The sequence below is a fragment of the Ignavibacteriota bacterium genome (genome assembly GCA_016707525.1).
GTDB lineage: Bacteria > Bacteroidota > Ignavibacteria > UBA10030 > UBA6906 > JAGDMK01.
In genome coordinates this window covers 206,688-226,966 of the sequence record JADJHP010000002.1, presented here as the reverse complement: position 1 = coordinate 226,966, position 20,279 = coordinate 206,688, and the positions used below count along the sequence as shown (strand labels likewise).

The following is a 20,279-nucleotide window of genomic DNA, read 5'->3' as shown; positions in this document are numbered from 1 at the left end:
TTTACTCCGTGGACGATCACTCACTTTGCTTTTTCGATGACGGACACCAGGCGCCAGCGCTTCTGCTTGCTCATCGGCCGGGTCTCCATGATCTTCACCGTATCCCCCACGCCAGCGGTGCTCTGCTCATCATGCACCATCAGCTTGGTGGTCCGGCGGAAATACTTCTTGTAGAGCGGATGCGGCACCCGGCGTTCGATCGTCACCAGGATGCTCTTGTTCATCTTCGTGCTCACCACCTTGCCGACACGGGTCTTGCGACGCGTGGTGCGGGCGGGGGCGACTACGGCTGCCGACTCTGGGGTCATGACGTCTTCACCTCGGTGTTCTCAGTCTGTGTGGTCTGTCCGGCCGCGGGCACTGCCTGCCTCTGGCGCAGCACCGTCTGGATCCGGGCGATGTCCTTGCGGACCGTCCGCACGCGGATCGGGCTTTCCAACTGGCTGGTCGCCAGCTGAAAGCGCAGGTTCGCCAGGTTTTCCATTTCGTCGGACAGCCGACGCTTCAATTCGTCGATCGAGAGATCTTTCAGTTCAAGTACCTTCATACGCTCTCCGTGCTAGGATCAGGCTCCCTCGTAATCGGGCCGGATACTGATTTTCGTCTTGATCGGCAGCTTGTGCGACGCAAGGGTGAGCGCTTCGACCGCCGTGGCCTTTGTTGTACCGCCAACCTCGAACATCACACGCCCGGGCTTGATCACCGCCACCCAGTACTCCGGCGCGCCTTTTCCCTTACCCATACGGGTCTCGGCAGGCTTCTTCGTGACCGGCTTGTCCGGGAAGATGCGGATCCAGATCCGCCCCTCACGCTTCATCATGCGGGTCAGGGTCACGCGGGCCGCTTCGATCTGCCGCTGGGTGATCCAGCCGGGCTCCAGAGCCTTCAGACCGAAATCCCCGAAGTCTATCTTCGCGCCGCGGGTCGCCTTCCCCCGCATGCGTCCGCGCTGCGCCTTCCTGAATTTTACACGTTTCGGCATCAACATGATGTGCTACTCCTGCTTGATCTGATTACTGCCCGCGGCGCGGCTGTGCCGGTTGCTGCATGGTCTGCTGTGCATCCAATACCTCGCCCTTGCAGATCCATACCTTCACGCCGATCGCTCCGTAGATGGTCCGCGCCGTCGCCGTCGCATAGTCAATGTCGGCACGCAGCGTGTGCAGCGGGATTCGTCCTTCTTTGTACTGCTCGGTGCGCGCCATTTCCGCGCCGCCCAGACGACCGGCGGCCTTCACGCGGACACCCTCAGCACCCATGCGCATCGCAGCCGTGATACCGTTCTTCATCGCCCGGCGGAACGCGATGCGTCCCTCCAGCTGCTGCGCGATGTTCTCGGCGACCAGATACGCATCCAGCTCGGGCCGCTTGATCTCGTTGATCAGGATCTTCACTTCCTTGTTGGTGATCTTCTTCAGCTCTTCCTCGAGCTGCGAGATCTCCTTGCCGCTGCGGCCGATGACGATGCCCGGACGCGAAGTGTTGATCGTGATCACCGCACGCTTCGGCGTCCGCTCGATCAGAATGCGGGAGATACCCGCCTTCTTCAAACGGTTCCGCACGTAGTTGCGGATCGTCCGGTCCTCTTCCAACTTCCCGGCGAACGACTTCTCATCGTACCAGTTGGAATCCCAGGAGCGGATGATGCCCAGACGCAGACCGATCGGATGTGTTTTCTGTCCCACGACGACTCCTTCGTATGTCGGTTACTTCGATTCCTTTGCGGCCGGCTTCGCCGGCTTTGCGGTCTTCGTGGCCGCCTTCTTCTTCGGGGCTTCCTTCTTCTCTGCCGCCGGCTTCGCTGCCTTCTTCGTCGGCTGCACCGGCTTCGCCTTCTCTTCCTTCGCCGCCACCACGATCGTCACGTGGTTCGAACGCTTCCGCATCCGGAACGCACGCCCCATCGGGGCCGGCAGGATCCGCTTCATCGACATCCCGCTGTCCACGAACGCGGTCTTCACGACCATCCCGGACGGCTCGATGCGGCCTGCATCGTCCTTGTTCTGCAGGTTGGCAACCGCCGACCGCAGGACCTTCTCCGCGACACGCGACGCATGCTTCGTGGAATAGTGGAGAATGTGCAGCGCCTCGTCCACCGACTTCCCGCGGATCAGGTCAATGACCAGCCGCATCTTACGCGGCGAGGTGGGAATATATCTGTTGATCGCCTTAGCTTCCATGGCTGCTTATCCCGGTTTCGACGTTTCTTCTTTTCTTACGCCCGGATGTCCGCGGAACAACCGGGTCGGGGCGAACTCACCCAGCTTATGCCCGACCATTCCTTCGTGGATGTAAACCGGAATGAACTTGTTCCCGTTGTGCACGGCGAACGTCTGGCCGACAAAGTCCGGCGTGATCGTCGATGCACGGGACCAGGTCTTGATGACCTTTTTCTGATTCCCCTTCGACAGAGCGGCTACCTGTTCGAGCAGCCGGACGCTGACGAACGGTCCTTTTTTCAGCGAGCGACTCATGCGCTTACTTCCTTCGTTTCACGATGAACTTGCTGGATGCCTTCTTGTGCTTGCGGGTCTTCTTGCCCTTGGTATGCCATCCCCATGGTGACACCGGGTGAGGATTGCCCTGGGGCGACTTGCCCTCGCCGCCACCATGCGGGTGATCGACCGGATTCTGCACGACGCCGCGGGACTGCGGGCGGATGCCCAGCCAGCGGTTGCGGCCGGCCTTACCGACGCTCAGATTCTCGTGATCGGCATTACCGACGCCACCGATCGTGGCCATACAGTCGAGGGATACCAGGCGGACCTCACCGGACGGCATCTTGAGCTGGGCGAACTTGCCTTCCTTCGCCATCAGCTGCACGGCCATGCCTGCGCTGCGCGCGACCTGCGCACCCTTCCCCGGGCGGAGTTCGATGTTGTGCACGAACGTGCCCGCAGGGATGTTCGACAACGGCATCGCATTCCCCGTGCGGATCTCTGCATCCGTCCCGGAACGAAGCACGTCGCCCACCTTCACACCTTCCGGTGCGATGATGTACCGGCGCTCGCCGTCCGCGTACTGCAGCAGCGCGATGCGCGACGAACGGTTCGGATCGTATTCGATCGCCGTCACCTTCGCATCCATGCCGGTCTTGTCCCGCTTGAAATCGATCACGCGGTAGAAGCGCTTGTGCCCGCCCCCACGGTGGCGCGATGTCACGCGGCCGGTGTTGTTCCGACCGCCGCTCTTGCGCAACGGTTCGATCAATCCCTTTTCGGGACGGCTCTTGGTGATCTCGGTGAAGGCGGGGACAGATGCCCAGCGCGTTCCCGGTGTCACCGGCTTGAGTTTACGTATGGCCATGGTGATTCTCTATCGCTGTTGACTATCAAACATTCTGGAAGAACTCGATCTTATCGCCTTCCTTCAGGCGGACGATCGCCTTTTTCCAAGCGGAGGTCCGGCCCTCGAAACGCCCGCGCTTGGTCATCTGCGACTTGGCCTTGCCTTTGTACCGGACGGTACGGACGTCGAGGACGGTGACGTTGAATTTCTTCGCCACTGCCTGTGCAATGGTGATCTTGTTGGCCGCAAGGGAGACTTCGAAGGCATACTGACCCTTCTCCTGCAGCGCAGTCATCTTTTCCGTGACGATCGGTCTCTTCAGAATGCCAGTCATGGTCGCTTCACGCGCTCTTAGTTCTTGAACGTATTCTGCAACACTTCAAGCGCGCTCTTCTGGATGAGCAGCACCTGCGTGTTCACGAAATCATAGGTCGACGCCTTGTCGGCCTGCGCAACGAACAGCCCGGGGATGTTGCGGCCGGACTTCACGACGTTGGCATCGGGTTTGGCAAGGAGCAGGAGCGTCTTCGTGGTTCCGAGTTCCAGCGCCTTCAGCACACCCACCATCTCTTTGGTCTTCGGCGCGGACGTCGAGAAATCCTCGATGACGCGGATCAGACCTTCCTTGGCCTTGAGCGAGAGCGCGGACTTCCGGGCCAGACGGCGCATGCCGGCCGGGAGCTGATTGGTGTAGTCGCGCGGCTCCGGTCCGAAGATCGAACCACCACCGACCATCACGGGCGACCGCGAGGTACCCTGACGGGCCATGCCGGTATGCTTCTGCTTGAACGGCTTCTTACCGCCGCCCCGCACTTCCCGGCGCGTCTTCACCTTGGACGTGCCCTGGCGCTGGTTGTCCAGGTACACGCGCACCGCACGGTAGATCAGATGATGATTCGGCTCGATCCCGAAGATCTCCTCCGAGAGCTTGACCGTCTCACCGCTCTTCGTCCCGTCCTTCTTATATACGTTGAGTTCCATCGCCGCACTCGTTCGTTACTGTTGAGTCGTGAGCTTGTGGATTTCCACGACGCCGTTCACCGCGCCAGGGATCGAACCTTTGATCAGAAGCAGGTTCGAGTCCGCGATCACGCCGACCACCGTCAGGTTGCGTACCGTAATCTGCGTGCCGCCCATCCGTCCCGCCATACGCTGTCCTTTGAAGACACGCGACGGATACGACGACGAGCCGATGGAGCCCGGTGCACGCATACGGTCGCTCTGACCGTGCGTCCGCGCGCCGCCGCCGAAGTGATGCCGTTTCACGACGCCCTGGAAGCCGTGCCCTTTGGAGGTGCCGACCACCTTGACGACGTCGCCTTTGGCAAACACCCGGTCGACCGTGAGTTCCTGGCCGGGCTGCATCTCTGCGCTCCCGTTGCCGCGGAATTCACGAACGACACGCGCCAGCTTCGCTCCGGCCTTCGCGAAATGTCCGCGAAGCGGCTTGCTGACGAGCCGTTCTTTCTTCTCCCCGAACCCGAGTTGAACCGCCTCATACCCGTCACGCTCTTTGGTACGTATCTGCGTGACGTAGCAGGGGCCGGCTTCAATCACCGTGCAGGGGATCACTTGACCAGTCTCATCGAAGATGCTGGTCATGCCGAGTTTTTTTCCAAGTAGTCCTGTCATACCACCATCCATGTATGCATGCACTTGCCGCCAAGAGGCCGCACCAATGCGGACACTGCTCCCGACGCCGTTCTCCTGCCCCTTCGGGAAGGTCCCTTAGCGGGACCCACCGTCGGGGGGTACACCTGTGTTGTCGTTGGTCTGGCTAGACCTTGATCTCGACGTCAACTCCCGCGGGAAGATCCAGCTTCATCAGGGAGTCAACGGTCCTGTTCGTCGAGTTCAGAATATCGATCAGCCGCTTGTGAGCGCGCGTCTCGAACTGCTCCCTCGACTTCTTGTCAACATGAGGTGACCGAAGCACAGTATAGACCGTACGCTTCGTGGGTAACGGAATCGGGCCGGAGACCACAGCGCCTGTTGACTTGACAGTCTTGATGATCTTTTCCGCAGACTTGTCGATCAGGTTGTGATCGTACGATTTGAGTTTTATACGTATTTTTTGACCGGCCACGGTTAACAGTACTCCTTATTCCAGGATCTTTGTGACAACGCCTGCGCCGACCGTGTGTCCACCTTCGCGGATTGCAAAGCGAAGGCCTTCCTCCATAGCGATCGTGGTGATGAGCTCCACGAAGAGGTTGTCCACATTGTCACCAGGCATGATCATTTCCGTACCTGCCGGAAGCGTGGCAACACCCGTCACGTCCGTCGTCCGGAAGTAGAACTGCGGACGATAGCCGTTGAAGAACGGGGTGTGACGACCGCCTTCTTCCTTCTTCAGTACGTACACCTGCGCATTGAACTTCTTGTGCGGAGTGACCGAGTTCGGCTTCGCAACGACCATACCACGCTCGAGCTCGTTCTTGTCCACGCCGCGGAGCAACAGACCCGCATTGTCACCAGCCTGCACCTCGGTCAGTTCCTTGCGGAACATCTCGGCACCGGTGATGACGGTCTTCTTGTGCGCGCCCAGACCGATGAGCTCCACTTCGTCACCGACCTTCGCCGCACCACGTTCCACACGACCCGTACCCACCGTACCGCGACCCGTGATCGAGAACACGTCTTCGATCGGCATCAGGAACGGCTTGTCAATGTCACGCTGCGGCACCGGGAAGTACGTATCCACGGCATCCATCAGCTCCATGATGCACTTGAACGCCGGATCATCAGGCTTCGAATCCGCCTTCACGGCGGCTTCCATCGCCTTCAACGCGCTGCCACGCACGATGGGGATCTCGTCACCCGGATAGTCATTCTTCTTGAGCAGGTCGCGGAGCTCGAGCTCAACCAGGTCCAGCAACTCGGCATCGTCCACCGCATCCACCTTGTTCATGAACACCACCATGCGGGGTACACCGACCTGGTGGGCAAGCAGGATGTGCTCACGCGTCTGCGGCATGGGGCCGTCGGTCGCGGCGACCACGAGGATGGCACCGTCCATCTGGGCGGCACCCGTGATCATATTCTTGATGTAGTCGGCGTGGCCGGGGCAGTCCACGTGCGCATAGTGGCGCTTTTCCGTGGAGTACTCGACGTGTGCCGTTGCAATGGTGATACCGCGTTCGCGCTCTTCCGGTGCGTTGTCGATGCTATCGAACGTACGGATCGCAGACAGACCCTTCTTCGCCAGCACCATGGTGATGGCGGCGGTCAGCGTGGTCTTGCCATGATCGACATGGCCAATGGTACCCACGTTCAAGTGTGGTTTGTCGCGCGTGAATTTCTCTTTTGCCATTGCTCTATTCTCCTCTAGATAGAAGGGGATATTACGCCGTTACAGAATTCTTTCCTTTGATCTTTTCGATGATGGCTTCCGCAACGCTCTTCGGTGCCTCATCGTAGTGCGACAGCTCCATCGAGTAGATGGCACGCCCCTGCGTCATGGAGCGCAACGTCGTCGAATACCCGAACATCTCGGAAAGCGGCACGCTCGCCTTGATCACCTGCGCATCCTTGCGGGGCGCCATACCGGAGATCTTGCCGCGCCGTGAGTTCAGATCGCCCATCACGTCGCCCATGTACTCCTCGGGCGTGACAACCTCCACACCCATGATCGGCTCGAGGATCGCCGGGTCCGCCTTGCGGGCGGCATCCTTGAATGCCATGGAGCCAGCGATCTTGAATGCCATTTCCGACGAGTCCACCTCGTGGAACGAGCCGTCGAACAGCTTCACCTTGATGTCCTCAACCGGATACCCGGCCAGCACACCGTTGCGCATCGCCTCGGCGATCCCCTGCTCCACCGGCTTGATGTATTCCTTCGGGATGACGCCACCAACGATCCCGTTGATGAACTCGAACCCCTTCCCCTTCTCGTTCGGCTCCACTTCGATCCACACATGACCGAACTGGCCGCGGCCACCGCTCTGCCGCACGAACTTCCCTTCCTGCTGCACCTTCTTACGGATCGTTTCCTTGTACGCGACCTGCGGCTTGCCGATGTTCGCTTCGACCTTGAACTCGCGGCGCATACGGTCGACGATGATCTCCAGATGCAACTCACCCATACCGCTGATGATCGTCTGGCCCGTCTCTTCGTTCGTCGATACGCGCAGCGTCGGGTCCTCTTCGGACAACTTCGCCATCGCCTCGCCCATCTTCTCCTGGTCCGCCTTCGTCTTCGCTTCGATCGCGACGTGGATGACGGGATCCGGGAAGGTCATCTTCTCGAGGATCACCGGATCGTCCTCGGTGCACAACGTGTCGCCGGTGCGCGTGTTCTTCAGCCCGACCGCCGCCACGATGTCGCCTGCATAGGCTTCTTCCACATCCTCACGCGTGTTCGCATGCATCCGGAGGATGCGGCTCAGACGCTCCTTCTTGTCGCTGATCGAGTTGTACACGTACGAACCCGACTTCAACGTGCCCGAGTAGATGCGGAAGTACGTCAGCTTGCCCACGAACGGATCAGACATGATCTTGAAGGCCAGCGCGGTGAACGGTTCCTTGTCGGAAACCTTGCGCTCGATCTTGTCCGTCATGTTCACATGGTGCCCGACCAGCTTGCCCTCGTTCAGGTCCATCGGCGACGGCAGGTAGTGGATCACCGAGTCCAGCAGCATCTGCACGCCCTTGTTCTTGAAGGACGATCCGCAGAGGACCGGGATGATGTTCACTTTGAGGCATGACTTGCGCAGGGCAGCACGGACCTCTTCGGGCGTGATCTCTTTGCCCTCGAGGTATTTCTCGAGCAGCGTATCATTCTCGTCGGAGATCGCTTCGAGCATCTTCGTGCGGTAGACCTGGGCACGGGCCTGCATGTCGTGCGGGATGTCCATTTCGTCCCACTCGGTACCGAGCGTGGATTCGCGATACATCATCGCCTTCATCGTGACGAGGTCGATGATGCCGGCGAACATGTCGCCTTCGCCGACCGGGATCTGGATCGGCACCGCATGGGCTCCGAGCCGGTCCTTCATCATCTGGACGACGTTCAGGAAGTCCGCACCGACACGGTCCATCTTGTTGATGAACGCCATACGGGGAACACCGTACTTGTCCATCTGGCGCCACACGGTCTCGGACTGCGGCTCGACGCCGCCGACCGCGCAGAACAACGCGATGGCTCCGTCCAGCACACGCAGCGAGCGCTCCACCTCGGCCGTGAAATCCACGTGGCCGGGGGTGTCAATGATGTTGATACGATGGTTGTCCCAGAAACAGGTGGTCGCCGCGGAGGTAATGGTGATGCCGCGCTCTTTCTCCTGCTCCATCCAGTCCATGGTGGCTGCACCGTCATGGACTTCGCCCATGCGGTGGAGCACGCCCGTATAGAACAGGATGCGTTCCGTCGTTGTTGTCTTCCCGGCATCGATATGTGCGCTGATGCCGATATTGCGCGTCCGCTCAAGCGGAAATTGTCGCGGCATACGTTCTTCTTACCACTTAAAATGGGCGAATGCCTTGTTGGCTTCGGCCATTTTATGGGTGTCTTCCTTTTTCTTGATCGCGCTGCCCTCACCAGTGGAGGCAGCTATGAATTCTGAGGCCAGCTTCTGCGCCATGGACCGCTCTTTGCGGGCTGTGGCGTACGAGATAAGCCAGCGGATAGCCAGCGCAACGCTCCGTCCGGACCGCACTTCGGTCGGCACCTGGTAGGTGGCACCGCCAACACGGCGGGCTTTGACCTCCAGCATCGGGCGCGCGTTCGACATCGCCTTCTTGAAGACGTCGATGCCGTTCAGCTTCGTGCGCTCTTCGATGATCCCGAAGGCATCATAGAGGATCCGGCGGGCCTTGTGCTTCTGGCCGCCTTCCATGATGTTGTTAATGAATTCCGACACCAGTACATCATTGTACCGGGGGTCGGGGATGCGGATACGGGTTCCTGCGCGTTTCTTTCTCACTGCGAGACCTGGATTGGTTTGCTACGATTTCTTGGCTTTTTTGGCGCCGTATTTCGACCGGCCCTGTTTCCGTTCCGCGACACCTGCGGTATCCAGCGTGCCACGGATGATATGGTAGCGCACACCGGGAAGGTCCTTCACCCTGCCCCCACGGATCATCACGATGCTGTGCTCCTGCAGATTGTGCCCTTCCCCCGGGATATAGGCCGTAACCTCAACCCCGTTGGACAAACGGACACGAGCCACCTTCCGGAGGGCCGAATTCGGCTTTTTCGGGGTGGTCGTATACACACGCGTGCACACCCCCCGCTTCTGGGGGTTCCCGCTGATGGCGGGTGCCTTGCTCTTGTATGTTACCGCACGGCGGCTTTTCCGTACGAGCTGATTGATCGTCGGCACGTTGGCTCCGAAAAACTACAGGATCGTGATGAAGATGGATATAAAAACAGCCTTACAAGGTACAACTTTTTTCATCGAATGTCAAGGCGTCGTTTGACGTTCGCGTATCCGCGGCCGAATTACTTCTGTTTCGGCCACAGGAGGCTCTTCTGAGGCCATCCTGACACCCGTCGGCGGTACCACAAGGTCCGAGAACTTCTTCAGACCCGTGCCTGCAGGGATCAGATGCCCCATAATGACGTTCTCCTTCAGCCCGAGCAGGTGATCCACCTTGCCCTCGATCGCCGCATCCGTCAAAACCTTCGTGGTCTCCTGGAACGAGGCCGCCGAAATGAAGCTGTCGGTCGACAGGGCCGCGGACGTGATGCCCAGCAGCACGGGCTCCGATGTCGCCGGATCCGGCTCCCGCTTCTCAATGACCTTCTTCCCACGCTTCTTCAGGTCCAGATTCAATTCACGGAATTTCTTCAGCGTGATGAGCTGCCCGTTCTTCACCTTCGAGGAGTCACCCTTGTCCTTCACGAACACCTTGTCGCGCAACGACTCGTTCTCTTCCTCGAACACGAGCTTGTCCACGAAATCACCCTCGAGGAACTTGGTGTCCCCCGATTCCGCGATGCGCAGCTTCTGCATCATCATGCGCACGATGGTCTCGATGTGCTTGTCGTTGATCTTCACACCCTGGATACGGTAGACCTCCTGGATCTCATTCACCAGGTACTCCTGCACCGCACCCACACCCTTGATGCGCAACACGTCATGGGGATCGATGGCACCGTCCGACAATCGCTCGCCGGCCCGGATGACGTCGTTGTTCTGCACGAGCACGTGCTTGCCGAGCGAGATGGGGTACTTGCGGACATCCTTCGCGTCGTGGCTCGTGACAATGACCTCGCGCGCACCGCGCTTCTGCGCACCGAAACTCACCACACCGTCGATCTCCGACACGACCGCGGGGTCGCTGGGGCTCCGCGCCTCGAACAACTCCGTCACGCGCGGCAGACCGCCCGTGATGTCACGCGTCTTGCCGATGTCGCGCGGGATGCGCACAAGGATCGTACCGGGGGCGATCTCCTGTCCGTCGTTCACCGCAAGGTGCGCACGCGTCGGGACGATGTAACTGCCCAGCTTATGCTCCTTCGTACCGCGGTGCTCCACGACCACGAGGCTCGGGACCAACGTCTTGTCGCGCGTATCAATGACGACCTTCTGGATGTGTCCCGTCTGCTCGTCGTCGATCTCGCGATACGTCACGTTCTCCTTCAGATCGGAGTACCGCACCATGCCGCCGTGTTCCGAGATGATGACCGCGTTGTACGGATCCCACTCGTAGATGATCTCACCCTTCGCCACATGGGCGCCGTCGGCAACCAGCATGTGGCCGCCGTACGGCACGTCGTACTTGGTCATCACCCGGTTGTCCTGGTCGAGGACGTTCACGATACCGCTGCGTCCGACCACGACCACGTTCGTCTTCCCCTCGTCGTCGACCTCGATCAGTTTGAGGCCTTCGTACTGCAGCTTGCCTTCGAACTTGGACTGGACGCGGGACTGCGATTCGATGAGCGATGCCGTACCGCCGGTATGGAACGTGCGCAGGGTCAGCTGCGTGCCCGGTTCGCCGATGGACTGCGCGGCGATGGTACCGACCGCCTCGCCGGGCTGGATCAGCTTGCCCGTCGTCAGGTTGCGCCCGTAGCACAGCGCGCACACGCCGCGCTTGGCTTCGCACATCAGCACGGAACGGATCTCGACGGTCTCGATCGAGGTTTCGGCGATGCGTTCGGCCTTCTCCTCGTCGATGATCTCTCCCGCTTCCACGATCACCTCGCCCGTCTTTGGATCCGCCACGTCATGCACCGACACACGGCCCATGATGCGTTCGTACAGCGGCTCCTTCACGTCCTCGCCTTCCTTCAACGCACCGGTCACCACGCCGCGGATCGTGCCGCAGTCGTGCATGGTGATGATGGCGTCCTGCGCGACGTCCACCAGACGACGGGTCAGATACCCGGCATCGGCGGTCTTCAGAGCGGTATCGGCGAGACCTTTACGCGCACCGTGTGTGGAGATGAAGTACTCGAGGATCGACAACCCCTCACGGAAGTTGGCGATGATCGGGTTCTCGATGAGCTCGCCGGTGGCACCGGAGAGCGACTTCTGCGGCTTGGCCATCAGGCCGCGCATACCGGCCAGCTGACGGACCTGCTCCTTGGAACCGCGGGCGCCGGAGTCGACCATCATGTACAGCGAGTTGAAGCCCTCGCGCGACTTCGACAGCGATTCGAACAGGCGGTCGGCCACGCGGCTCGTCGCACGCGTCCAGATGTCGATCACCTTGTTGTACCGCTCGCCACGCGTGATGAAACCACGCGACCACTGGCTGTCCACTTCGTCCACGCTCTTCTGCGCCTTGGCGATGATCTCGTCCTTCTCCTTCGGGATGACGACGTCATCCAGGCCGACGGAGAGGCCACCCTTGGTCGCATAGCGGAACCCGATGTTCTTCAGGTCATCCAGGAATCCGGCCGTCTTGAGGTTGCCGACCCGGCGGAACGACGTGGAGATGATCTGCACGAGCCGCTTCTTGTTCAGCAACTCGTTGATGAACCCGACCTCCGGTGGCACGATCTGGTTGAAGATCACGCGGCCGGTGGTCGTTTCGATGATCTGACCGTTGATGCGCACCTTGATGCGGGCATGCAGCGCCACCTTGCGGTGGTTGTACGCCACGATCACTTCGGTGGGCGACGAGAAGATGAGCCCTTCGCCGACGTCGCCGGTGCGCGACTTGGTCAGGTAGTAGCACCCGAGCACCTGGTCCTGCGTCGGTGTGACGATCGGGGACCCGTGGGCGGGCGACAGAATGTTGTGGCTCGAGAGCATGAGGATGCGTGCTTCGAGCTGGGCGTCGAACGACAGCGGCACGTGCACGGCCATCTGATCGCCGTCGAAGTCGGCGTTGAATGCCGTACACACCATCGGGTGGATACGGATCGCCTTGCCTTCGACCAGCACCGGCTGGAATGCCTGGATACCGAGACGATGCAGCGTCGGTGCACGGTTGAGCAGCACCGGATGCCCGTCGATGATGTGCTCCAGGATCTCCCAGACCTCGGGCCCCTTCTTGTCCACCATCTTCTTCGCGCTCTTCACCGTCTTCACGATACCGCGCTCGATGAGCTTGCGGATGATGAACGGTTTGAAGAGCTCGACCGCCATGTCCTTCGGGAGCCCGCACTCATGCAGATGGAGTTCGGGACCCACGACGATCACGGAACGGCCGGAATAATCGACGCGCTTGCCGAGCAGGTTCTGACGGAAGCGGCCCTGCTTGCCTTTCAGCATGTCGGACAGCGACTTCAGGGCGCGGTTGTTGTCGCTCCGCACCGCGTTGATGCGGCGCGAGTTGTCGAAGAGCGAATCCACCGCTTCCTGCAACATGCGCTTCTCGTTCCGGAGGATGACGTCCGGTGCCTTGATGTCGATCAGGCGCTTCAGACGGTTGTTCCGGATGATCACACGGCGGTACAGGTCGTTCAGGTCGGATGTCGCAAAGCGACCGCCTTCCAGGGGGACCAGCGGACGCAGTTCCGGCGGAATGACCGGCACGATATCCAGGACCATCCACTCCGGACGGTTCAACGGCGAATTCTCGCGCTCGCGGAACGCCTCGACAACGCGCAGGCGCTTGAGGGCTTCCTGCTTCTTCTGCACCGAGGTCTCTTCACGGATCTGCGCGCGCAGTTCGGCCGCCAGCAACTCGATGTCGACCTGCTTCAGGAGAGCCTTGACCGCCTCGCCGCCGATCTGCGCCACAAAGCGGCGCTTGTCGGTCACTTCAAGGTCGTCGTTGTTCTCCGGCAGCGAGGCCAGGATCTCGAAATACTGCTCCTCCGAGATCAGGTCCTTCCGCTGCAGTCCCGTCAGCCCCGGGTTGACCACCACGTACGATTCGTAGTAGATGATCTTCTCGAGGTCCTTGGTCGTCATCCCGAGGATGTAGCCGATCTTGGACGGCAGCGAGCGGAAGTACCAGATATGGACCACCGGCACGGCCAGGGCGATATGCCCCATCCGTTCGCGGCGGACGCTCTTCTGGGTGACTTCAACGCCGCAACGGTCGCAGATGATGCCCCGGTAGCGGATGCGTTTGTACTTGCCGCAATGGCATTCCCAGTCGCGGACCGGGCCGAAGATCTTCTCACAGAAAAGACCATCTTTTTCGGGCCGGAACGACCGATAATTGATCGTCTCAGGCTTCGTTACCTCGCCATGGGAACGCGCGAGGATCATGTCCGACGACGCCAGGCTGATGACGATCTTGGAAAAACTCTTGCGCGTTTCTCGTTCGTGACGCAGCAATGGGTACCTCCTCAGTCGGTGGTGTCGCTACTCCAGTTTCACATCCAGTCCAAGTCCCATAAGCTCCCGGATGAGCACGTTGAACGATTCCGGAACGTTGGACTCGGGCAGGTTATCTCCCTTGACGATCGCCTCATAGACCTTGGCACGGCCGGAGACGTCGTCACTCTTCACGGTCAGGATCTCCTGCAGCACGTGTGCTGCACCGTACGCTTCAAGCGCCCAGACCTCCATCTCTCCGAAGCGCTGGCCACCGAACTGGGCCTTGCCACCGAGGGGCTGCTGGGTGATGAGGGAATACGGCCCGATCGACCGGGCATGGATCTTATCGTCGACAAGGTGCGACAGCTTGAGCATGTAGATGACGCCGGTCGTGACCTCCTGGTCGAACCGCTCGCCCGTCCGGCCGTCATACAGCACCGACCTGGACGTGTTGCCCTTGCCGGCCCGCTGCAGCTCCGCCGTCACATCATCCCACGTCGCACCGTCGAAGATCGGCGATGCATACTTCGTTCCGAGCGTCAGCCCTGCCCACCCCAGTGCCGTTTCGAACAGCTGGCCGAGGTTCATACGGGAAGGCACGCCGAGCGGGTTCAGCACGATGTCCACCGCGGTCCCGTCCGGCAGGAACGGCATGTCGGCCGAAGGCACCACGCGCGACACGACACCCTTGTTGCCGTGACGGCCGGCCATCTTGTCGCCCACCGACAGCTTGCGCTTCTTGGCGACGTACACCTTGGCCAGCTGCACCACACCCGGAGGCAGTTCGTCGCCGAGCTGGATCTTGTTCTTTTCGTGACGGAACTCTTCCTCGATCGCTGCCAGCTTGTCGAAGTAGTTGGTGTAGATCTTGCTCAGCGTGGTGTTCTTACGCTTGTCCTCGACCCACTCCTTCGTGTGGTCCAGCTTTTCCAGGTCCTCATAGGACTCAAAGGTGTCGCGGCGGAAGGTCGTCCCGCTGCGGAACACCATGTTCCCGTCATTGTCGCGCACGCCGACCGACTTCTCCTCGTCCAGCAGGATGCCCAGCTTGGACGCAAGGCGTTCGCGCAGTTCGGCCAGCATCTTGCGGCGCTGGCGATCGAGAGCATCGCTCCGCTTCTTGTCCTCTTTCTTGGACTCGGCGTCCTTCTTCTTGCGGCTGAAGAGCTTGGTGTTGATGACCACGCCCTTCATGCCCGGAGGCGCTTTCAGCGACGCATCCTTCACATCGCCCGCCTTCTCGCCGAAGATCGCCTTCAGCAGCTTCTCTTCCGGCGTCGGATCGGATTCACCCTTCGGCGTGATCTTGCCGATCAGGATGTCGCCTTCCACCACTTCGGCGCCGATGCGGATGATGCCGTTCTCGTCCAGGTCCTTCGTGGCCTCTTCGCTGACGTTCGGGATCTCCCGGGTCAGTTCTTCTTCGCCACGCTTGGTGTCGCGGACCTGCAGTTCGAACTCCTCGATATGGATCGAGGTGAAGACATCGTTCGACACCATCTTCTCGCTGACGATGATGGCATCTTCAAAGTTGTACCCGTTCCACGGCATGAACGCCACCACGACGTTGCGTCCGAGCGCGAGCTCGCCGCCTTCCGTCGCTGCGCCGTCTGCCAGCACGTCACCCTTCCGCACGCGGTCGCCCGGCTTCACCACGGCACGCTGGTTGATGCAGGTGTCCTGGTTGGTCCGGAAGAACTTCGTGAGCGGATACTCCACGCGGCGCTTGTCCTCGAAGGAAATGAGCGCCTCGGTGCTGTTCTCGTCGATGTCGTACTCGACCATGATGCGGTCGGCGTCGACATACGTCACGATACCGTTGCGCTCCGCGACCGTGAGGGCGCGCGCATCGCGGGCGATCTTCTCCTCGAGTCCCGTGCCCACGATCGGGGCTTCCGGACGGAGGAGCGGCACCGCCTGGCGCTGCATGTTCGAACCCATGAGGGCGCGGTTCGCATCGTCGTGCTCGAGGAACGGGATCAGTGCCGCCGCCGCGCTCACGATCTGGTTCGGCGCCACGTCCATGTAATTGACCTCGTCCGGCTTCACGACGGGGAAGTCGCTCTGGAAGCGGGCCTTGACGCGTTCCATCTGGAAATTGCCGCGGGTATCCAGCGGCGCATTCGCCTGGGCGACCGTCAGGTTCTCTTCCTGTTCTGCCGTCAGGAACTCGATCTCGTCCAGCACCCGCCCCTTGACCACGCGGCGATACGGGGTCTCGATGAACCCGAACTCGTTGACGCGGGCATGGATACAGAGCGAGGAGATCAGACCGATGTTCGGGCCTTCCGGCGTCTCGATGGGGCAGAGGCGGCCGTAATGCGTATAGTGCACGTCGCGCACCTCGAACCCGGCGCGCTCGCGGGTCAGGCCACCCGGTCCAAGGGCCGACATGCGGCGCTTGTTCGTCAGCTCGGCCAGAGGATTGGTCTGGTCCATGAACTGCGAGAGGGGGTTCGTCCCGAAGAACGCATTGATCACGCTGCTGATCGTGCGGGCATTGACCATATCCTGCGGCGTCAGATTCTCGCTGTCGCGCACGTTCATCCGCTCGCGGATCGTGCGGGCCATGCGGGCCAGACCGATGTTGAACTGTCCGGCGATCTGCTCGCCCACCGTGCGGACACGGCGGTTGCCGAGATGATCGATATCATCGACCGCGCGCTTCTTCTGCTGCAGTTCGATGAGGTAATTGATGATCGCGATGATGTCGCCCTTCGTCAGCGTGGTGGTCGACACCGGAATGTCGAGCCCCAGCTTGCTGTTGATACGATAGCGTCCCACATCACCGAGATCGTACCGCTTCTCGTTGAAGAAGAGGCGGTCGATGAGGGTCTTGGCGGTCTCCAGATCGGGCGCATCGCCCGAGCGGAGCTGCTTGTAGATGGCCGTGAGGGCATCCTCTTCGGACCGGACGCTGTCCTTGAGGATGGTCTTGGCGATGACGGATTCTTCGTTCCCCTGCTGTTGCAGGAGGCGGATCTTCTTGACGCCGGCCTTCTTGATGCGCTTGATGATCTCGGCATCGAGGCGGGTATCCTTGTTGAGGAAGATCTCGCCGGTCTTGCGGTCCACGACGTCGCTGCAGATCATCCGTCCCTCGTAGGTTTCGAGGTCGGCCTTGGCGACATCCACTTCTTCCACGAGGTTGAAGAGGGTGAGGATCTCGTCGTCGGACGAGTACCCCAGCGCGCGGAGGAGCGTCGTGACCGGGAACTTCTTCTTCCGGTCGATGTACGCATACATCACGTTGTTGATGTCGGTCGTGAACTCGACCCACGATCCGCGGAACGGGATGATGCGCGCGGAATAGATCGGCGTCCCATTCGGGTGCATGGATTCACTGAAGAACACGCCCGGGGAACGATGCAGCTGGCTCACCACGACGCGCTCGGCGCCGTTGATGATGAACGTTCCCTTGTTCGTCATCGTCGGCAGATTGCCGAGATAGACGTCCTGTTCGATGGTATTGATGAAGCTCTTCCCGTCCTCGGCCTTCTGCGACAGGCGCAGTTTGGCCTTCACCGGCACGGCGTACGTGAGGCCGCGTTCGACGCACTCGGGGACGGCGTATTTCGGCTTCTCCACGTAGTACTCGACGAACTCGAGGAGGAAATTCTCGCGGGCGTCGGTCACCGGGAAGTTCATCTTGAACACGGCCTGCAGCCCGCGGTTCTTCCGCCGTGCGGGTGCCGCATCGGCCTGCAGAAAACTCTCCCACGACTCGAGCTGGATATTCAGGAGATCGGGTGCATCGATGATCTCCGGGATCTTGCCGAACGAGATGCGCTTGTTGGCTTGATTCTTCAAGAGCGCCACTCCTTGGTCAGTGTCTGGTGTACGGCATCGGGGACACACGTACCGCTAAAAACAGAAACAGCAAGCCACACGGAGAGGGCCTGCTTGTGGGTACGACAGAATGTTGTCAGAGACATAACGCGGTTCACCCGACCGTGTGTTACAATCCAGGGCGTACCGGCCTGCCGTCAGCATCCCCTCCGTTCCGGAACGTCGGAGGTGCTCACGCGGGCCGGTCAGCCCCGGGGACTACCTGCTTACTTCAGCTCGACCGATGCTCCGGCTTCTTCGAGCTCCTTCTTCAGCTTCTCCGCATCGTCCTTGGAGATGGATTCCTTGATCGGCTTCGGTGCACCGTCCACCAGATCCTTTGCTTCCTTCAGGCCGAGGCCCGTGGCAGCGCGGACGACCTTGATCACGTTGATCTTCTGGGCACCGGCTTCCTTCAGGACGACCGTGAATTCGGTCTTCTCTTCGACGGCGGCTGCTGCTGCGGCGGGTGCGGCACCGGCCATCATCATCGGGGCTGCGGCGGTCACGCCGAACTTGTCCTCGAGGGCCTTCTTCAGTTCCACCGCTTCGAGCAGGGTCAGTTTTTCAATTTTCTCTACGATCTCGGCAACTGCTGACATGATGTGTCTCCTTGATTATTCTTCTCGTTTCACTATCGTTGCTGGAACTCAGGCGGCCTTCTTTTTGCCGAGTTCGTCAATGACGCTGACCAGTTCACGGATGACGGCGTTCACGGTACCCGGGACGCCGGCGAGCGGCGCGTTGATGCTGCCCAGGATACCCGAGATCACTTCACCACGCGACGGGATCAGGGCGATCTCTGCCAGACGGGAGCCGTCGTACACTTCGCGCTCGATCACGCAGATCTTCAGCTTGAGCTTTTTGTGCTTGTCGCTGAACTTCTGAATGATCTTCGCGGGTGCGACCGGATCGTCAAACGAGAATGCGACACCCGTCGGGCCTTTGAGGCCGGGGAATACCTTATCGTATCCGCCCAGCTGCTCGAGTGCCTTCCGGATCAGGGTGTTCTTCGCGACGACATAGTCGATACCGGACTTCCGGAGCTCACGACGCAATTCCGTCGCCTGCTCCACGGTCAGACCGCTGAAGTCGGTGAAGAACATCCCGTGCGCACGGCCCGCGACCTCCGCCACATCGGCGATGATCTGTTCTTTCTCCGTACGTTTCATTACGTCCTTCCTACCTCACGGGAGGTATGTGCGCGATGAGAGAGAAGCCCCGGTGATACCCCCCGGGCAATGAACGCGCAGCAGTTGATTAGTGAGTGCGTAACACTTGTTCTTATTGATGCACGGTATGCGCTGTGCGATCAACTTCCACTCCGATACCCATCGTACTGGAGAGGTGAATGCTCCTGATATACGTTCCCTTCGCCGTCGGCGGACGGAGGCGGTTGACCGCATTGATGAACGCATGAATATTGTCTGCAAGCGCCTTGGGTTCGAAGCTCGCCTTCCCGACGCTCGAATGCAGGATGCCGGCCTTGTCCACACGGAACTCAATCTTGCCGGCCTTCACTTCTTTCACGGCCTTCGCAACATCCTGCGTCACCGTGCCACTCTTCGGATTGGGCATCAGGCCCCGGGGCCCGAGGATCTTGCCCAGTTTACCGACCTCGCCCATCACATCCGGCGTAGCGATGATAACGTCCACATCGGCCCATCCGGCCTGGATCTTCTGGACGTATTCCGCCAATCCGGCATGGTCTGCCCCGGCTGCCCTTGCTTCTTCATCGCGGGGCGGGCGGGCCATGACGAGGACGCGCACCTCACGGCCGATGCCATGCGGCAGGGCCACGGTACCGCGCACGGCCTGGTCGGCCTTTTTCGGATCGACGCCCAGACGGATGGCGATGTCGATCGATTCAACGAACTTGGCGGTCGCGGTCGCCTTGACTTTGGCGACGGCTTCTTCCACCGAATACAGCTTGTCCTGATCCACCTGTTTGGTCAAGGCGGTGTAACGCTTGCTCATCTTCATCGCGATGTTGCCTTTATCGTGTGGTATTATCGTCCGGGATGGCCGAACTCCCACCGGCGTGCGAACACGCCGAACCCTTAGTCTTCGACGACCGTCAGACCCATGCTGCGGGCGGTGCCGGCGACCATGCTCATGGCCGCTTCAATATCGTTCGCGTTCAAGTCGGGCATCTTGATCGTCGCGATCTCACGTACCTGCTTCTTCGTCACACGGCCGACCTTCGTACGATTGGACTCCGCGGAGCCCTTTTCGACCTTCGCAGCCTTCGACAGCAACACGGCGGCCGGCGGAGTCTTCGTGATGAAGGTGAACGACTTGTCCGAGAACACCGTGATCACCACGGGGATGATCATCCCGGCTTCTTTTTGCGTCCGCGCATTGAACTGCTTGCAGAACTCCATGATGTTCACGCCCTTCTGGCCGAGGGCGGGACCGACCGGCGGCGCAGGGTTGGCCTGGCCGGCGGGGATCTGCAGCTTCACAAACCCAACGATCTTTTTCATGACAACG

General features: G+C 60.5%; 21 protein-coding genes. All 21 read right to left on the bottom strand.

What is annotated here, in order from left to right; translation table 11 throughout:
- Window positions 1-20: 20 nt before the first annotated feature.
- The 21 genes from rpsQ to rplK all read right to left on the bottom strand — a co-directional run bounded on the left by rpsQ (window position 21) and on the right by rplK (window position 20,272).
- A complete protein-coding gene (gene rpsQ, locus IPI01_04655; GenBank protein MBK7257089.1) occupies window positions 21-308 on the bottom strand; it encodes a 30S ribosomal protein S17 in 288 nt (95 codons plus the stop codon).
- On the bottom strand, window positions 305-547 hold the full coding sequence (gene rpmC / locus IPI01_04650; GenBank protein MBK7257088.1) for a 50S ribosomal protein L29: 243 nt from the start codon (window positions 545-547) through the stop codon (window positions 305-307). The genes rpsQ and rpmC overlap by 4 nt, the downstream gene beginning before the upstream one ends.
- Window positions 548-565: 18 nt before the next feature.
- Entirely contained in the window at window positions 566-988 is a 423-nt protein-coding gene (gene rplP, locus IPI01_04645) for a 50S ribosomal protein L16 (GenBank protein MBK7257087.1), read from the bottom strand.
- A 25-nt stretch (window positions 989-1,013) separates the two neighbouring features.
- On the bottom strand, window positions 1,014-1,685 hold the full coding sequence (rpsC, locus tag IPI01_04640; GenBank protein MBK7257086.1) for a 30S ribosomal protein S3: 672 nt from the start codon (window positions 1,683-1,685) through the stop codon (window positions 1,014-1,016).
- 21 nt (window positions 1,686-1,706) lie between these two features.
- Window positions 1,707-2,180 carry a 50S ribosomal protein L22 gene (rplV, locus tag IPI01_04635; GenBank protein MBK7257085.1) on the bottom strand — a complete coding sequence of 158 codons (474 nt, stop codon included), beginning with the start codon at window positions 2,178-2,180 and terminating at the stop codon, window positions 1,707-1,709.
- Between the two features lie 6 nt (window positions 2,181-2,186).
- The gene (gene rpsS / locus IPI01_04630) at window positions 2,187-2,474 is read right to left on the bottom strand and encodes a 30S ribosomal protein S19 (protein ID MBK7257084.1); all 288 of its coding nucleotides are present in this window, start codon (window positions 2,472-2,474) and stop codon (window positions 2,187-2,189) included.
- A 4-nt stretch (window positions 2,475-2,478) separates the two neighbouring features.
- Window positions 2,479-3,306, bottom strand: coding sequence for a 50S ribosomal protein L2 (gene rplB, locus IPI01_04625; protein ID MBK7257083.1), 828 nt, complete (start codon window positions 3,304-3,306; stop codon window positions 2,479-2,481).
- A 25-nt stretch (window positions 3,307-3,331) separates the two neighbouring features.
- On the bottom strand, window positions 3,332-3,622 hold the full coding sequence (gene rplW / locus IPI01_04620) for a 50S ribosomal protein L23 (protein ID MBK7257082.1): 291 nt from the start codon (window positions 3,620-3,622) through the stop codon (window positions 3,332-3,334).
- 17 nt (window positions 3,623-3,639) lie between these two features.
- On the bottom strand, window positions 3,640-4,269 hold the full coding sequence (gene rplD, locus IPI01_04615) for a 50S ribosomal protein L4 (GenBank protein MBK7257081.1): 630 nt from the start codon (window positions 4,267-4,269) through the stop codon (window positions 3,640-3,642).
- A gap of 15 nt (window positions 4,270-4,284) precedes the next feature.
- Window positions 4,285-4,920: a 50S ribosomal protein L3 gene (gene rplC / locus IPI01_04610; GenBank protein ID MBK7257080.1), complete on the bottom strand. Its 636-nt coding sequence runs from the start codon at window positions 4,918-4,920 to the stop codon at window positions 4,285-4,287.
- 145 nt (window positions 4,921-5,065) lie between these two features.
- Window positions 5,066-5,374: a 30S ribosomal protein S10 gene (gene rpsJ, locus IPI01_04605; GenBank protein MBK7257079.1), complete on the bottom strand. Its 309-nt coding sequence runs from the start codon at window positions 5,372-5,374 to the stop codon at window positions 5,066-5,068.
- Between the two features lie 15 nt (window positions 5,375-5,389).
- A complete protein-coding gene (gene tuf, locus IPI01_04600; GenBank protein ID MBK7257078.1) occupies window positions 5,390-6,601 on the bottom strand; it encodes an elongation factor Tu in 1,212 nt (403 codons plus the stop codon).
- Between the two features lie 31 nt (window positions 6,602-6,632).
- Complete coding sequence (gene fusA, locus IPI01_04595; protein ID MBK7257077.1) at window positions 6,633-8,735, bottom strand: elongation factor G; 2,103 nt, start codon at window positions 8,733-8,735, stop codon at window positions 6,633-6,635.
- 9 nt (window positions 8,736-8,744) lie between these two features.
- Window positions 8,745-9,212 (bottom strand): 30S ribosomal protein S7, encoded by a 468-nt coding sequence (gene rpsG / locus IPI01_04590; GenBank protein ID MBK7257076.1) that lies wholly within the window; start codon window positions 9,210-9,212, stop codon window positions 8,745-8,747.
- A gap of 21 nt (window positions 9,213-9,233) precedes the next feature.
- Complete coding sequence (locus IPI01_04585; protein ID MBK7257075.1) at window positions 9,234-9,611, bottom strand: 30S ribosomal protein S12; 378 nt, start codon at window positions 9,609-9,611, stop codon at window positions 9,234-9,236.
- A gap of 81 nt (window positions 9,612-9,692) precedes the next feature.
- A complete protein-coding gene (gene rpoC, locus IPI01_04580; GenBank protein MBK7257074.1) occupies window positions 9,693-13,907 on the bottom strand; it encodes a DNA-directed RNA polymerase subunit beta' in 4,215 nt (1,404 codons plus the stop codon).
- Window positions 13,908-14,003: 96 nt separating this feature from the next.
- Complete coding sequence (gene rpoB, locus IPI01_04575) at window positions 14,004-17,768, bottom strand: DNA-directed RNA polymerase subunit beta (protein ID MBK7257073.1); 3,765 nt, start codon at window positions 17,766-17,768, stop codon at window positions 14,004-14,006.
- Window positions 17,769-18,013: 245 nt separating this feature from the next.
- Window positions 18,014-18,388, bottom strand: a complete 375-nt coding sequence (gene rplL / locus IPI01_04570) for a 50S ribosomal protein L7/L12 (protein ID MBK7257072.1) — start codon at window positions 18,386-18,388, stop codon at window positions 18,014-18,016.
- A gap of 48 nt (window positions 18,389-18,436) precedes the next feature.
- Window positions 18,437-18,958, bottom strand: coding sequence for a 50S ribosomal protein L10 (locus tag IPI01_04565; protein MBK7257071.1), 522 nt, complete (start codon window positions 18,956-18,958; stop codon window positions 18,437-18,439).
- 112 nt (window positions 18,959-19,070) lie between these two features.
- Window positions 19,071-19,769, bottom strand: coding sequence for a 50S ribosomal protein L1 (locus tag IPI01_04560; GenBank protein MBK7257070.1), 699 nt, complete (start codon window positions 19,767-19,769; stop codon window positions 19,071-19,073).
- Window positions 19,770-19,846: 77 nt separating this feature from the next.
- On the bottom strand, window positions 19,847-20,272 hold the full coding sequence (gene rplK / locus IPI01_04555) for a 50S ribosomal protein L11 (protein MBK7257069.1): 426 nt from the start codon (window positions 20,270-20,272) through the stop codon (window positions 19,847-19,849).
- Window positions 20,273-20,279: the final 7 nt, after the last annotated feature.